Origin of the sequence: Sutterella seckii (assembly GCF_009183815.1) — a bacterium.
Classification (GTDB): domain Bacteria; phylum Pseudomonadota; class Gammaproteobacteria; order Burkholderiales; family Burkholderiaceae_F; genus Sutterella; species Sutterella seckii.
Genome location: NZ_WEHX01000058.1, coordinates 1 through 14,771 on the forward strand (window position 1 = coordinate 1; position 14,771 = coordinate 14,771).

9 protein-coding genes are annotated in these 14,771 nt (G+C 61.0%); all 9 read right to left on the bottom strand.

All coding sequences use genetic code 11. The features are described 5' to 3' along the window. Positions 1-566 precede the first annotated feature (566 nt). The gene (locus GBM95_RS08225) at positions 567-1,307 is read right to left on the bottom strand and encodes an HAD family hydrolase (RefSeq protein WP_152158651.1); all 741 of its coding nucleotides are present in this window, start codon (positions 1,305-1,307) and stop codon (positions 567-569) included. A 35-nt stretch (positions 1,308-1,342) separates the two neighbouring features. Beyond that, positions 1,343-2,815: an FAD-dependent oxidoreductase gene (locus tag GBM95_RS08230; RefSeq protein ID WP_152158652.1), complete on the bottom strand. Its 1,473-nt coding sequence runs from the start codon at positions 2,813-2,815 to the stop codon at positions 1,343-1,345. Position 2,816: 1 nt separating this feature from the next. Beyond that, positions 2,817-3,449 carry a response regulator transcription factor gene (locus GBM95_RS08235; RefSeq protein WP_152158653.1) on the bottom strand — a complete coding sequence of 211 codons (633 nt, stop codon included), beginning with the start codon at positions 3,447-3,449 and terminating at the stop codon, positions 2,817-2,819. 2 nt (positions 3,450-3,451) lie between these two features. Continuing rightward, positions 3,452-5,413, bottom strand: a complete 1,962-nt coding sequence (locus tag GBM95_RS08240) for a PhnD/SsuA/transferrin family substrate-binding protein (RefSeq protein WP_152158654.1) — start codon at positions 5,411-5,413, stop codon at positions 3,452-3,454. Between the two features lie 117 nt (positions 5,414-5,530). Further along, positions 5,531-6,049: a peptide deformylase gene (gene def / locus GBM95_RS08245; protein ID WP_152158655.1), complete on the bottom strand. Its 519-nt coding sequence runs from the start codon at positions 6,047-6,049 to the stop codon at positions 5,531-5,533. Positions 6,050-6,082: 33 nt separating this feature from the next. Beyond that, the gene (locus tag GBM95_RS08250; protein WP_152158656.1) at positions 6,083-6,832 is read right to left on the bottom strand and encodes an S-methyl-5'-thioinosine phosphorylase; all 750 of its coding nucleotides are present in this window, start codon (positions 6,830-6,832) and stop codon (positions 6,083-6,085) included. Between the two features lie 14 nt (positions 6,833-6,846). Next, on the bottom strand, positions 6,847-9,069 hold the full coding sequence (gene ligA, locus GBM95_RS08255; protein ID WP_152158657.1) for an NAD-dependent DNA ligase LigA: 2,223 nt from the start codon (positions 9,067-9,069) through the stop codon (positions 6,847-6,849). A 67-nt stretch (positions 9,070-9,136) separates the two neighbouring features. Beyond that, the gene (locus GBM95_RS08260; protein ID WP_152158658.1) at positions 9,137-10,351 is read right to left on the bottom strand and encodes a hypothetical protein; all 1,215 of its coding nucleotides are present in this window, start codon (positions 10,349-10,351) and stop codon (positions 9,137-9,139) included. Positions 10,352-10,586: 235 nt separating this feature from the next. Then, positions 10,587-14,150 (bottom strand): chromosome segregation protein SMC, encoded by a 3,564-nt coding sequence (gene smc / locus GBM95_RS08265; protein WP_152158659.1) that lies wholly within the window; start codon positions 14,148-14,150, stop codon positions 10,587-10,589. Positions 14,151-14,771 lie beyond the last annotated feature (621 nt).

The window sequence follows — 14,771 nt, forward strand, 5'->3', positions numbered from 1 at the left end:
TGGCCTTGCGGCCGTCGAGGGTTGTGGTGGTTTTATCTTCATAACTCATTTATCAATTATAACATAACCGTAGCCGCTTGTCAACTATTTTGTGCCTATATTAATATCTATATAAATCTGATTGGCACTGCGCAGTGCTGTAAATTCACTGGTGCCAAGCGGCAAAGAGGCATCAATAGAGTCAGACGTCATATAGAGAAACAGCTGCTGAAGCAGCTTGCCCCAAAACACCGCACAAAAAAGCCCGCAGAGGCGACTGGAGGGGGATAAATGTGGCGTCCTCTGCGGGAAAGGCGGTGAAGTCGGAGGAGAATGCACCTCTCGGGCCGGGAGCCGGAATCCTCGCGGGAGGAGGCTCGAGAATCGCGAGGGGCTCGCTTGAACCTAGGGGGGACAGGCGGCCGCTACGACTATGTCACCGCTCACTTTTGATTCTATTCGTAGCAATTCTGTTTTCCTTGAAAATCAGTTAATAAAAGCACCCGGGGAGCTCCGCTTTGAGTGTTTCTTGCGTTCAGGCAAGATCCCCTCTGTCCCTGAGTGTTTCTCCTCTTGCTTGCCGCTCCTCACCTGTGTACCAAATCCGACTCTTCCTCAATTGCCTTCAGAATGTCCTGATGACTTTCGAAGTAAGCGAGCGCATTCTTGCGAAGCAGATCCGCCGCCGTCTCCGAGTGGCGCTCCGCAATCACGACGGAATCAATGCCCGCAGCCCTCGCTCCCAGAATGCCCGGGAGCGCATCCTCCACCATGAGGCACTCTTTGGGGCGGGCGGAAAAGTGGTCGAGGATCTTCGAAAAAGCTTCCGGATCGGGCTTCACGTGCGCCACGTCGTCGCGCGTGACGATGAGATCGAAATAGTCGGAGAAAGGAGCCTGGGACAGAAGGTTCTGATTGTCCTTTGAATAGGTGTCGATGTTTCTGCGGCGCGTTGTAGTGGCGATGGCGAGGGTCTTCCCGGCGCGCTTGAGAGCCTTCAGCACCGCCGGCGCCCCGGGTCGATAGTCGACGCGCGTCCGGAGAAACTCCTGAGCGAGCTCGTAGCGCTGGCGGTGGATCTCCTCGGGCGTTCCGGGAAGCCCGTACATGACCTTCATGTCCGCCATGTACTTGAGGTACGCATCCGACCCTTCGCCGTACTTCTTCATGGCGCTCATTCTGAGGTGCCCGGCCTCGTCCTCGGAAATCTGCACCCGGCCGTCAGTGAGACGCTTCAGGAGCTCCTGGTCAACCTGGCTCCAGACGCCGAGGGAGTCGATAAGCGTGCCGTCAAGGTCGAAAATGATGATGCGTCGATCGAGAAACATGTTTGAACTAGGAAAGGAAAAAAGAAGTAGGAGGATCAGAGAGGCTTCGCCTGGTCCCGAAGCGCATGCAGAGCGGCGTTCTTCCCGGCAATGCGCCCGAAGACGAAGGCGTCGAGAAGGCCGCTTCCGCCCAAGCGGAATTTGCCGTGAAGGCCCCCCGTGGTTTCGCCCGCCGCATAAAGTCCCGGGATCGCCTCGGACGAAAATTCGCTCCCTTTTCTCACGCGGGCATCCGGGAGAACGGCAATCCCGCCGCAGGTGTAGTGCACTTCAAAGCGCTCGCGGCCGAAGTAGTACGGAGGCTTTGAGAGGTCCTGCAGGAACCGCGTGCGGCCGAATTCCGGATCCATATCGTTCCTTGCCGCTTCGTTGTAGAGCCTGAAGGTGCGCTCAAGGCGCTTTAAAGGAACGCCCATTTTGCGGGCGAGCTCTTCGAGCGTTTCCGCGCTGTCGGCGAGCCCCTGCTGCATCTTGGTCGCAAAGGTTGCGCCCTTCACGCTTCTGCTGTCGGTAACGACCCAGAATTCGGTGGCGCCGGTTGCGATCAGATCGGAAAACACCGTATCCCAGGCAGCCGTTTCGTCCGTGAAGCGCATGCCGTCCGTCGTAAGAAAGATCTCCGCACCCGGATAGTCGAGCATGCGTCCGCCCCAGAAAGGAATGGCGAGAATGTATTCCATGCCGGTGACCGCGCCTCCCGCGGAGAGCGTCATCCGGATGCCGTCGCCCGTTGCCGGATCTTCATTCATGCGGCCCGGACTGTAAGTGGTGCCGAGATCAACCGGAATATCGGGCGCCCAGATGGAGCGCAGAGACAGATTGGCGCCGAAACCGCCCGTTGCGAGCACCACGCTCCGTGCGGAAAGCGTCTGCGTTTTTCCGTCGGAAGTCTGCACAACGAGACCTGCAACCCGGCCCGCGGCATCGAGCGCGATGCTTTGAGCGCTCGTGCGGTAGCGAATCTCAACCCCAAGCTCCCGGGCGCGGGCAAGAAGCTTCTGCGTATACGCGAGCCCGCTTCTCGCACGCGTGGTTTTATGCGCCCGGGGAAATACCCCGGAATAAGCTTCATAAAGCTTCGGGTCGAACTCCACTCCGATCGACTTCAGCCACGCGATGATGCCGGGACTCTCCTTCACCATGCGTTCGATGAGTTCGGGATTCCCGATCCCGCCCCCGCCTTCAAACGTATCGCGGAAGAACTGCTCGGCCGAGTCCGTTCTCCCCATGCGCTTCTGACCTTCCGGGTCGAGGGCATTGAGCATCCCGGAACTCACGAGCATGTGGCCGCCCGCCAGCGCCATTTTTTCGATGAGAAGCACCTTCCTCGCGCCCGCTTCCCTTGCTGCAATCGCAGCGGCAAAGCCCGCGGCGCCCGCACCTACCGCGACCACATCCCAGGTACCTTCTGCGGGAATGGGGGCCGCCCGGAGAATCTTCGGGCAAAGGCCGGAGAGCGCGAGGAAGCCCAGGCTCTGAAGCGCGGATCTGCGGCGGAAATAAGCCATCTCACCGGCCTCCGTCAGAAAGGAGCCCGGCCGCCTCCAGGGCTTTAGCCATTGCAACGGCTGAACGGACGCCGAGCTTCTTTGCGGCATTGCCGCGATGGAGCTTCACGGTGGGAAGCGAAATCCCGAGCTTGTCTCCGATCTGCTTGTTGAGAAGCCCCTCTGCGACAAGCCGCGCCACTTCGAGTTCGCGATCGGTAAGGGTCGCCGCTTTTTCGGCAAGATCCGCCTGGCCCGCGTCGGCCGCGAGGTCCTCAAAGCTCTTCTTCACCGCTTTTTCAACGGCGGCAATCAGCACGTCCGGAGCCGCGGGCTTCACAAGAAAATCCATGGCGCCCCGGTGCACGGCCTGCATCGCCATCGGAATGTCGCCGTGCGCAGAAAGGAAAATGACAGGGAGGAGGCTTCCGCGTTCAACGAGCTCCGCCTGAAGCTCCATTCCGGTCATGCCGGGCATGCGGTGGTCAAGGAGCAGGCAGCCCGGCTTTCTCGGATCATCCATCTCGAGAAAGGCCTGCGCGCTCTGATAGGTCATCACCTCAAAGCCTCCCATGCGAAGCAGAAAGGCGAGGCTCTTCAATTGTTCCGCATCGTCGTCGACGATCCGAACGAGGGCATCCTTATTCTCAGTCATCACTATTCTCCTTTCGGGCGTCCGGGTTCTGAAGCTTCATCCAGAGCCTCAATCACCGCCTCGGCGCAGATGCCTTCATGCGGAAGCTGATAGAAGCGAAGCACCCCGCCGTGGCGGTCGGCAATTCCCCGGCAGATGGAGAGGCCAATGCCTAATCCTTCCTGCTTCACGGAGTCGCCGTATCCGGTAAGCCGAGCAAAGCCTTCTTCGGAAAGCTTCGGCCCGTTGTCGGTCACATGGAGCACAAAATTCTTTTCCTCTCTCGCGAGCGACACGCTCACGAATCCGTCCGGGCGCACGCTTGCCGCATGGGCTGCATTGCGTATTAGATTGAGGACGAGGAGTTCAAGTTCAAGGGGGTCGCCCAGCACCATTGCCGCCCGGTCGTCTGCCTGGTCCGCAGCCAGGTAGCCGCCCGGCGCCGTCAGAATCGGAACGCGCCTCGCGTCATGACGCTCGACAATCAGAATCGCGCGGCGAATGACAGCCGTCCAGTCGCAGGGCTTCAGGGGCTCGGTGCTCTGCCTCGCGTAGCCGCGCACGCGGTTGACGATCGCCGTGATCCGGCCCGTTTCCTCCGCCATGGCGCTCAAAGCCTCTTCGGCGAGCGCCTTGTCGCCGGGCAAGGCGTTCCTTCTTGAATTCCAGATCTTCAAACCCCCGATGTAGTTCGAGAGGGACGACAAGGGCTGCTTCAGTTCATGCGCAAACATGGAGCTCATCTGGGAGAGCAGTCCCACGCGCTCGATTGCGGAAAGCCGCTCGCGCGACACTCTCGCCTCTTCCTCCATGCGGTTCTTTTCCGCGAGCGCTGCCTCGAGGTCGCGCGTTCTGACGCGCACGAGGTAGCGCGAGCGCACCGCATGGAATGCGACAAAGAGGAAGACCGCGAGCACCATGAGAAGAAGTTCGCTGTGGCGCTTTGCAAAGCCGAGAACCGTCTGCTCGTCAAGATAGGCGTAGGGCCCGTAGTGCAGCGCCTGCAGGAGGCTTCTCACCTGAGACAAATCGACGCGCGTGCCCCAGCGCCAGCCTTCCTGGTCGGGCATGCTGAAGGCCACTGCCGCCACTCTTCTCACAGCTCCGCTCTCGGCTGCCGGGAGGTACCCCACCGTCCAGTCGGGGAGCACGGGCGTGCTCGAGCGGCAGGGGCCCGGAGTCCCGGAGAGGACGGCAGCCGGCCTGAAAGCATCCTTGTCGATGAAGCCCGTATCCACGAGCGTCTCAAAGGTGCAGAGCGAAACGAGACCTGCGTCGGCGCCGCCCGTCGCCACGGCGTTGAAGACTTCAGGAACATCATGCGGGCGCCAGACGGCAGAGGCGAAATAGCCTTTGGGATCGATTCCTTCGGAAACAAGGCGGCCCGCGAGCCACTGCCAGGGGCCGAAGGAGAGGCTGCTTTCCACCGCGATTCTCGCGCCCTTCAGGCTCGCGAGGCTTCCCAATTCCTTGCGTTTCGCGTCGACAATGAGGAGGCCGCCCGCCGCCTGCGCGGCGGTGTCGCCTCCGAGAGACCGCTCCCTGACGGCGAGCGGAATCGCGCCCGAATCGTCAATCAGCGAAACCATGGAGCCCGCGGTGGAAATGACGAAGGGAATGCGCTCCGCCTTCACGGTCTGCGCGAAGCCGTGCGAGGGAATCCTGCGCACAATCACGCGGCGCTCCGGAAACGCAATGCGAAGCGCCTCTGCGAGCGGCAGGACGATCCTTAAGTACGCCTCGTTCTTTCCCGTTTCCTCAAAGGCAAAGACAAAGTCGCCCGGGCGCGCTTCCTCCTGGATCGTCTCGCGGGCATCGTCGTCAGACGCCAGATCCCGATACTGCATGCTTCTCACGTCGGCGAGATTGAAGGACGCTCCAGAAAGCGCATCCGCCGGCGCGGGATCAGCCTGAGCGGGCGCCAGGGGAGAGCCCCCAAGCGCCAGCGCGAGGAGAAAAGTCAGTCGGGGAAAGGAAAATTTCATTGCGCGAAATGGGACGAAGCGTGCGGCCGGCCTAAGTGAGGCATTCCGAAGGAAAAAGCTTAGCAGAGTTGTTCTGCGGGAAGAACGGCGTAAGAAGCGTCATCCTGAAGCGCCGCTTCAGCCTTTTTGTTCCGGGAAAAGTGCGTCCGTATAGCCGAAATTCGTCCAGTCGGTGACGCGCATGGGATAGAGAATGCCTTCGAGGTGATCGAACTCATGCTGCACGACGCGCGCATGAAAGCCCTCCGCCTCGCGTTCAATGCGCTCGCCCTCAAGCGAATAGCCCGTATAGCGGATGCGCTTCGCGCGCGTCACCATGCCTTTGAGCCCGGGAAGCGAGAGGCAGCCTTCCCAGCCCTCTTCGGTTTCGTCGCCCAGAAGCTCAACCGTCGGATTGATGAGCACCGTCCTCGGCACGCCGGCCCTTGCGCCTCCCGCCCCCTCTTCGAGCCCGAAGCAGATCACCCGTTCGCTCACGCCGATCTGGGGCGCCGCGATCCCGATGCCGCCGTCCGCAGCCATAGTGTCCCAGAGGTCGGCGACGAGCGCGCGAAGCCGGGGGCTTCCAAAGTCCCTTACGGAAAGGGCATGCTCAAGGAGCCTCGCGTCTCCCATGCGGAGAACTTCTCTCACCATCTTCCGGGCGCCTCCAGCGAATCCAAAGAGTGTTTATTCGGCCGCATTCGCGCGAAGCGCCTCGCGCACCACATCCACTGCAGCGCGCACGCCCCGGTCGACGATTTCCTTCAGCGACTCGAATTCGATCTTGCGGTGCGATTCTCTCAGACCCGCCGCCGAATTCACCGACACGCAAAGCGCCCCGTAGGGGAGATCAAGCTCGCGGGCAAGCGCGCATTCGGGATAGAGCGTCATGCCGATCACATTGGCGCCGTCCCGCTGAAAGCGGCGCACTTCGGCTGCGCTCTCAAGTCTCGGGCCCTGGGTCGTTGCGTAGACGCCGCCTTCAACAACGCCGTGTCCGCTTCTGCGGGCGGCGCGGATGAGCGCCTGGGACAACCCTTCGTCGAAGGGGTACGTGAAGTCGATGTGCTTCACGCCGGCTTCCGGAGAGTCGAAATACGTGTGTTCGCGCCCCCAGGTGTAGTCGAGGATCTGGTCGGGAACCATCAGCGTGCCCGCTGAAAGCGCCTCCCCGATGCCGCCCACGGTGCCGACGGCAATGATGCCCTTGGCGCCCGCGGCTTTGAGCGCCCAGATGTTGGCGCGGTAGGGAATCACGTGGGGCGCAAACTCATGCTTCACGCCGTGGCGCCTGAGGAATATGAGCGGCACGCCGCCGAGCTTCCCGATCACGAGGGGCGCCGCGGGCTTTCCCCACGGAGTTTCAATTTCAATTTCCTCGGCATCCGTGATGATGCCTTCTTCTTCAAATCCGGTTCCGCCAATGAGTGCGAGCATGCTGGGTTCCTTCTTTATTCAAGAGGTGTTCCGTCGAGGAGCTTTCTGAGCTCCTCTTCGCCGATCACGCGAATGCCGAGTTCCTCCGCCTTTGCGAGCTTGCTCCCGGCTTCCGCACCCGCCACCACGAAGTCCGTGCGGCGGCTGACGGATCCCGAGACGCGCGCGCCCTGGGCCGTAAGAAGGTCCTTTGCTTCGTCGCGCGTGAGGGTCGGAAGCGTTCCCGTCAGAACGAAGGTCTTTCCGGCGACGAGGCTTTCTCCTGAACGCTTCTCCACTGCCGGCCAGTGAACGCCAGCGTGAATCAGCGCCTCAATGACGGTGCGGTTGTGAGGTTCGCGGAAGAACGCATGAATGCTTTCGGCAATCACCTCGCCCACATCGGGGACGCCCAAGAGCGCGTCGACCTCAGCAGTTTCAAGGGCGTCGAGCGTACCGAAATGGTTGGCAAGCGCAAGCGCCGTGGCTTCGCCCACATGGCGGCAGCCGAGCGCAAAGATGAAGCGCGCGAGCGTCGTCGACTTGGCCTTCTCAATGCTTGCAAGAAGGTTCTCCGCCGCCTTCGGCCCCATGCGCTTCACAGGTTTCGCTGTCCCGACCGTAGCCTGAATGGGCGCCGTCAGATCCTCAGCCTTCAAGGAAAAGATGTCGGCCGGGGTCGCCACAAGCTTTTCGTCAACGAGCATCTCGACGATCTTTTCGCCGAGCCCGTCGATGCCCATAGCGCGTCGGGAGGCAAAGTGCACGATCGAAAGCTTCATCTGCGCCGGACAGAAAAGTCCCCCGGTGCAGCGCATGTCCTTTTCCTCTTCGTCCCGAATGACGGCGCTCCCGCAGACGGGGCAGACCTCGGGCATGCGGAAGGGCACTGCGTCCTTCGGACGACGCTCCTTCACGACGCGAAGAATCTCCGGAATCACGTCGCCCGCACGGCGAACCACCACCGTGTCGCCGACGCGCAGGTCGAGTTCCTCGGTCACGTGGTCCTCGTTGTGAAGCGTCGCGTTCGAAACCGTGACGCCGCCGACGTAGACGGGCGCCAAGCGCGCCACGGGCGTGAGGCGTCCCGTGCGGCCGACCTGAACGTCGATCCCGAGCACCTGCGTGAGGGCTTCCTCAGGCGGGTACTTATGCGCGCAGGCCCAGCGGGGTTCGCGCGCAATGAAGCCGAGTTCGGCCTCGAGCTCAAGGCTGTTGACCTTATAGACGACGCCGTCGATTTCAAAGGGAAGGTCCCCGCGCATCCGGAGAACGTCCTCGTGGAATTGGGCGAGCGCCTCCGCGCCCTTCACGACGCGGCGCATTTTGGCGACCGGGAACCCGAGGGATTCAAAGCGATCGAGCACCGCGCTCTGGGTGTCCGCGAAATGTTCGGAACATTCGCCCAGTGAATATGCGTAAAAGTGCAGCGTGCGCTTCGCGGTAATGCTGCTGTCGAGCTGCCGCAGCGACCCGGCAGCCGCGTTTCGCGGATTGGCGAAAAGCTTTTCGCCTTCCGCTTCCTGACGGGCATTGAGCGCCTCAAAGTCCTTCTTATGCATGATGCATTCGCCGCGGACTTCGAGCACCTGAGGATACTTCCCCGTGAGCTTCAGGGGAATCGAGCGGATCGTGCGGACGTTTTCGGTGACGTCCTCGCCCACGGCCCCGTCGCCGCGGGTGGCCGCCGAAACGAAGACGCCCGACTCGTAGCGAAGCGAGAGCGCGAGACCGTCGAACTTCAGTTCGCAGTCGTATTCAACGGGAGGATCGGATTCCGTGAGGCCGAGATCATGGCGAACGCGCTCGTCAAAGGCTTTCGCGCCTTCGCTCGAAAAGTCCGTTTCCGTATGAATCGAGAGCATCGGAATCTTGTGGGAAACCTTCCTGAAGCCCTCGCGCACGGCGCCCCCGACGCGAAGCGTCGGCGACGTCGGGCTCTTCAGTTTCGGGAAGCGCGCTTCGAGCGCAGCGAGTTCATTCCAGGCGCGGTCGTACTCAGCGTCGGGCACGCTCGGCGCATCAAGAACGTAGTACTCGTAGCTCCAGCGTTCGATTTCCGTCTCGAGCTCCGCCATGCGCTCGCGCGCTTTTTCGGGCGGCACGGCGGCAGCTGCGGCCTTCGCGCCGAAGGGGTCAGAGTCGGAAGGAAGCGGATCTGCAGGGGTCGGGGCCGGAACCGGCGCTTTTGCAGCTGCCGGGGTCTTCTTCGGCGCAGAAAGAGGCGCCTCTTCGGTCTCGTCAAAAAGAGAGGTCATGGATAGGCAAAAATCTTAAAAAAGAGCGCCCGGGGATTCTCTCCGCCGGACGCTTCGCAATCTTCAATCAGCGCGAGAAGAGAAGCCGCGCGCGGTTTGATCCGGGCTCCACGCCGTTTTCCGTCATGAGCTTCCCGTGCGCCTCGGCCTGTTCGGCAATCAGCATGGCGCCGCCCGCATCCACGGGGTGTTTGGAGCAGTCGCTCCAGCGGCTCTTCAGTTCCGCCGCGAGGTGGTTAGCGAGCGCGAAGTAGCGCTTCAGATCGCCGCGGGCGAGGTTGCCGAGCGGCAGGTCGTAGGTGAGAACCAGCGTATTCGTGCCTTCAGGACCGAAGGCAAGCGAGATCACCGGGTCGCGCTCTGCGGGATCAAAGCGCAGCTCCCAGCAGCCGCTCGACGATTCAAAGCCAGCCTTGCGCGCCGCCTTCGAAACCGCTTCAAGATCAAAGGGCTGTTCCGGATCGATCGGAGCAATGACGACCTCGATCTTGCGATCGAAATAATTGATGAAGTTCTTGAGCGTTGCGGAACGAAGCACGGCCTGACCGGGTTCGAGCTCGCGGCGGATGACGACGTTGTTCTGCGCCGCCGACTGCTCGAGCACCTGATAAAAGCGCGATGCCCCCACTTCATCGAGCTTCGCAGCCCGGTTGGCAAGCACCATGGAGGCGACAACGTGACGCGCCGGGAAGTGGAGCTCCTCGGCCTCGTAGTAGAGCCCGTCCTTCGAGGACTGCGCGAAGACGCGCACGAGGAGCGGGAGATTCAGGCGCGCGAGCTCGAGCTTCAGGCTCTTCACGCCGCCGAGCGCAAACTGCATCCCGTCGACGGGTGCAATGTCGAGAATCCATTCGATGGCGGAATCCACCGGCGGCACGGCGCGGCTTCGCGGATCGGCAGACTGCTCGGCACTCTCCTTCTTCGCTTCCTCGGCCCTCGCTTCCTCAGCCTCCTCGCGTTCAAGCTCCGCATAAATCGGAGGCTCTTCGGTCGGGGTCGGGATCTCGCTCTCATCGAGAAGCCGCCCCAGCGTCGGATCGGCCTTGATGGTGCCGTTGAGCTCTCCATCCGCCGCCTTTCGCGCGCGTTCCGTCGCCCGAGCAATGAGATCAGGCTCCACGCGCGGTTCCGACCCCGCAAGCGCGTCCGCGGTCTGCACGGAGCGAAGCTTCCCGCCGGATTCCCGGGCGCGCTTTTCCTCGCGCTTGGATCGCCAGAAAATCAGGGCGACCAGAATGACGGCAATAACAATGATGGGTATCAGGATCTCAAGCGATTGCATGACGTGAGCCCGAGGGAAGAAAAGAAACACGCCGCCCGTTTTGGGAGAGCGGCACTTGGCAGATCATTCTACCGATCGGAGGCATATTCGAGAGGAGAAAAATTGTTCCTCAACTTAATGAGAAGCCTTGCAAACCTTGCGCACGCCGCGTGCGCTTCCCGCGCATTGCTCTTCGGGATCTCCATTCCGGAGATTTTTCCCCTACAGCTCCGGATCCGGCAATGGAAACCGATCCTCAGCCGGACTTTTTCTTTGCCGCCGCATCCGCCTTTGCAATCTCAACGGCTTCCTTCACGTCGACGCTCACGATTCGGCTCACGCCGGGCTCCTTCATCGTAACGCCGATCAGTGAGGAAGCATGCTCCATCGTGAAGCGGTGATGAGAGATGACGAGGAACTGCGTCGCCTCGGAGAGCGCAATGCAGAGCCTCGCAAGACGCCCCTGATTGGCTTCATCGAGCGGCCCGTCCACTTCGTCAAGAAGGCAGAACGGCGCGGGGTTGAGCCTGAACATTGCGAAAATGAGCGCAATCGCAGTAAGCGTTTGCTCACCGCTCGAAAGCTGATTGAGCGTGGAGTTGCGCTTTCCCGGAGGATGCGCGGACATCACCACGCCGGCCGTCAGAATTTCGTCGCCCACGATTTGGAGTGAGGCGTCGCCGCCGCCGAAGAGAAGCCTGAAGGTTTCGTCGAACCCGGCATTCACCTTCTCAAAGGTCTCCCTCATTCGAGCGCGCGTTTCCATGTCGATGCGGCGAATGGCGTTTTCAAGGGTCTCCACCGCCTTCGCAAGATCGTCCATCTGAGCGGCGGCGAGCTTCCAGGCGTTCTCGGCAGCCTCGAGATGCGCGAGCGCCGCATGGTTGACAGGACCCAAAGCCGCGATTTCGTTCATGAGGCGCGAGACTTCGTTTCTGACGGCCGTCACCTTCATGCCGCGCTCGATCGCGATGAGGCGAAGCTTTTCGACTTCAACGCCGAGTTCATCGAGGCGCGAGGAAAGCTGGCCGAGGAGCGTCGCCTTCTGTTCCGCCGTTCCGCGCAGGAGCCCCGCTTTTTCCGTGAGCGGCAGAATCTCGGCATTGAGCGTCTTCATTAGCCGCAGGTTCTCCTCCGTGCGGCGCTTCGCTTCCTGAAGCCGCCCCTGAGCGTCGCCCGCAGCCCGCTCAAATTCAGCGCTCTTTTCGAGAAGTTCCGCGGCACCTTTTTCAAGAACATTCTGATCGTCCTCTGCAAGGCTCTGCTGCGCCTCTTCGAGGCGCGCCTTCTCCCGCTCGATGTCGCTCTGAATTTCCGTTCCGCGGCGCTCTGCCGTCCTGAGAGCCTCCTGCGCCTGGCTGATTTCAAGCTTCTTCATGGCGGCGCGATGGATGTTTTCCGCTTCCTCGCGCCGGATCTCAATCAGCCGGTCCTGAGTACGCCCGTGCCGGGCCGCGGCTTCGCCCGCAGCCCGCTCGGCGCCGTCAAGCTTCTCCGCGGCCTCCTCGGCAAACTGAAGCGCCGTTTCCGCGCGCGCAGAAACCTCCTCGTATTCAGCTTCGAGCTCCTCGCGGGAGCGCTTGAGATCGGCTTCACGCCTTTGAGCGGCTTCGAGCTCCGCACGGGCATCGCGCTCCTCGAGCGTGAGCTTTGAGAGGCGCCTCTCGGTTTCAGTTTTCTTTACCTGGAGCGACTCGGCTTCGCGGCGGGCGCGCGCTTCGTCTCCGGATGCCTTCTGACGCTCGTCGTCGGCCTCAGCCACTTGAAGCTCGAAATCATCGATCCGAGCCTTCAATTCCCTGATCTCGCGACCGCGCGACAGGAGAGCCAGCCTTGGATCCTCCGCCGCCCAGAAGGTCACGGTGGCATTCGTCACGATGTCGCCCTGAGGCGTCACGAAAAAGTGACCTGCCGGAATCTTCTCGCGCTCGCGAAGCGCTCCAGCCAAATCGGGCGCAAGGGCAGCGCCCGAACACCAGGCATCGATCGCAGCGCGCGCCGCCGGATTCGCAGTTTCGATTTTCGACCTGAGAAGCTCCACGGGCTTCCCTCCCAGCTCCCAGCCGCCGGTTTTCTCTGCACCTCCCGATGCGAGAGAGGGCGCAGCAAAGGAGAGACGCGCCGGAGGACGGCGGCGCGCGAAGTCGGCGGCGGAGCGCAGATCCCTCAGCAGAAATGCCCGGGTTCTGTGCTCCAGCACGGCTTCAAGCGCCGTAATCAAGTTGTCGGGGACTTCAATGGCGTCCGCGAGCTCGGGAAGTCCGTCGATGCCGGCATTTTTAAGCCATTCCGTAAGCGCGTCGGCATTCAAGGCTTCCTTCTGGACTTCCTCGAGCGTCTGGAGCTTTGCGGTCTGGGACTTCAACTCCGAGAGGCGCGAAAAATAGAATTCGCTTCGCTCTGCCGCGCGTTCACGCGAGAGTTCGGCGCGCTCGAGTGCTTCCTCGAGCATCGCGGCCAGCTCTTCAGACTCCTCCTGAAGCCCGCTCAATTCTTCGGTGAGCGCCTTGAGGCGTTCGGGGTCAGGCCGGGAGACATTCTTTTCCTCGTCGCCCAGGCGCTTCAGACGGGCTTCGAGTTCCCGCACGCGCTCCTTTTCCCGCGAGAGCTCAAGCTCCTTGAGGCGCTCTTCCGTTCGGGCGTCGGCCAGGACGCGGCCGGCGGCTTCAGAAGCTTCTCTCGCCGCGCGCTCAGCCTCTTCAGCGCGGTCAAGCTCTTCCCGCCGCGCTTCGTTCATTGCTTCGAACTCAGCGAGATCCTCTTCGAGCATTTCAATCCTGCCCGAGCGCTCCTCGTTGTCGCGCTCGAGATTTTTGAGCGCTTCTTCCTTCTGCGCAATCTGCTTCTGAGCCTCCTCGCGATCGTGCTCCGCTTTTCTGCGGCGCTCTACGAGACGGCTCATCTCGCCCTCAAGCCGGGCGAGCTCCTTTTCGGCATTCTGAAAGTCGCTCGAGATCCGCTGGTATTCAGCGTCAGCCCGGCGTTCGTCGGCAACGAGCGCTTCCTGAGCGCCTTCGCACTCTTCAATCGCCCTGCGCTTCATCGCGATGTCGTTTTCCGTGCGGACGATATCCGCTTTCGCGGCATCAGCCTCATTTCTTGCGGCTTCGCACTGAAGGAAATACCAGAGGGCTTCCGATTCCGTCTTCTTTTTGTCGAGCTCAATCCAGCGGGCAGCAGTTGCAGCCTCGCCTCTCAGGCGCTCAATTTCCTCGGCGCGCATGGTCTGAAGATCCCCCGCACGCTCGAGGTTTTCCTGCGTTTCCTTCAGATGCGATTCGGTTTCCCTCCGGCGCTCCTTATAAAGCGAGACGCCTGCGGCTTCCTCAAGGTAGTTTCTGAGCTCCTCAGGCTTCGCGGACGTAAAGCGAGCGATCATGTGCTGCGAGACGATCGCATAGCTTCTCGAGCCGAGACCCGTGCCGAGGAAGATTTCCTGTACGTCGCGCCTTCTCACCTGCTGATGGTTGATGTAGTAGGCCGAAAGGCCCTCGCCCGTCACCACGCGGCGGATGGAGAGCTCCTCATACTGCCCCCAGGGGCCCTTCACGGCATGGTCTGAATTGTCGAGCACAAGCTCGACGCTCGCGCGTCCGAGGGGTTTTCGCGCAGTCGAGCCCGCAAAGATGAGTTCGGAGGCGGCCTTCCCGCGCAGTTCGCTCACGCGGCCTTCGCCGAGAACCCAGCGCACCGCATCAATGATGTTGGACTTCCCGCAGCCATTCGGCCCCACGATCACGATGAAGGGGTCGCGGATGTCGATCACGGTCGGATCAGCAAAGCTTTTGAAGCCGGCTATTTTGATCTGGCGCAGGCGCAACTTGAAGGGACTCCTCTTGCGGGGGACAAGGACAGAAAATTCGGGTCATGCGGCCGACAGGAGTTCGGCCGATGGATCCGGTATTTTCGCGCACTTCAAGGCTTTTTAGGGACTCGAGTTCGACTGCGTTGACGGCTGCATTCAGAGCCTGCTGACTAGGGGCGAAGTGTCTTCCGCTCTGGCTGACAGTTTCCCCTGCCTCCTCCTGCGTATTCATTGACGAGCTCTGCCGCTGCAGCTTGACGATCTTTCCCATCGCCTCCACAAGAGAGCTCACTCAAATAAAGGCTTTCTGAAACCACCTGCCCGAAACAATACGCAGAGTTGATTCTGAACCCATCCATCTCAGAAGTTTCCGTTGCATGAATTATGCAACCTGTATTTCTTCGTTGGATGAAATTACTGAATCTACCTTCCTAGAGCCGATGGTTATCTGATTATTCGTTCCGCAGCGAAAACATCAATGCTTATTGTTGGGGACTTCCATAAAATAAATGCCTGTAAATTCTAAAAATTTCAGAATTTACAGGCATGAAAAATGGGTGTTTTGTGTTATAATTGAATTTGCGAAAACAACATAAACAAACCACCCATTATGAAAATAGGCTATCAGTCTTTTGA